This is a genomic window from Bradyrhizobium sp. NBAIM08 (assembly GCF_020193935.1).
GTDB lineage: Bacteria > Pseudomonadota > Alphaproteobacteria > Rhizobiales > Xanthobacteraceae > Bradyrhizobium > Bradyrhizobium yuanmingense.
Genome location: NZ_JADYVR010001059.1, coordinates 1 through 397, shown reverse-complemented (window position 1 = coordinate 397; position 397 = coordinate 1). Strand labels below are relative to the sequence as shown.

Annotated in this window: 1 protein-coding gene; it reads left to right on the top strand. The window is 67.8% G+C overall.

The window, feature by feature from the left end; all coding sequences use genetic code 11:
* A partial coding sequence (locus I6F37_RS43455; RefSeq protein WP_225154904.1) for an AIM24 family protein occupies positions 1-397 on the top strand: 397 nt, incomplete at both ends.

The following is a 397-nucleotide window of genomic DNA, read 5'->3' as shown; positions in this document are numbered from 1 at the left end:
CCATGCCCATGGGCAACGGGTGGGATCGCAAGCTCGCCGGGATGCCGCTGATCATGATGCAGGCCACGGGACCGGGGAACATCGCGTTCAGCGAGGACAAGGCCGGCGAGACGGTGGCCGTCCCGCTCGAGCACGGTCAGGCGGTCGAGGTGCACGAGCACCGCTTCCTCGTCGCCACCTCCGGTGTCAGCTACACGTGGCAGAAGTCGGGCATCTGGTACAACACGATCGAGGGCAACGACCAGAAGACGCACCGGCCGATGGGGCGCTACCTCGACCGCTTCGAGTCCGACGGGCGCGGCCTGCTGCTGCTGCACGCCGCCGGCAACGTCTTCCTGCGCGACATCCCCAAAGGCGAGCAGATCCTCGTGCAGCCGGGCGCCGTGCTCTACAAGGA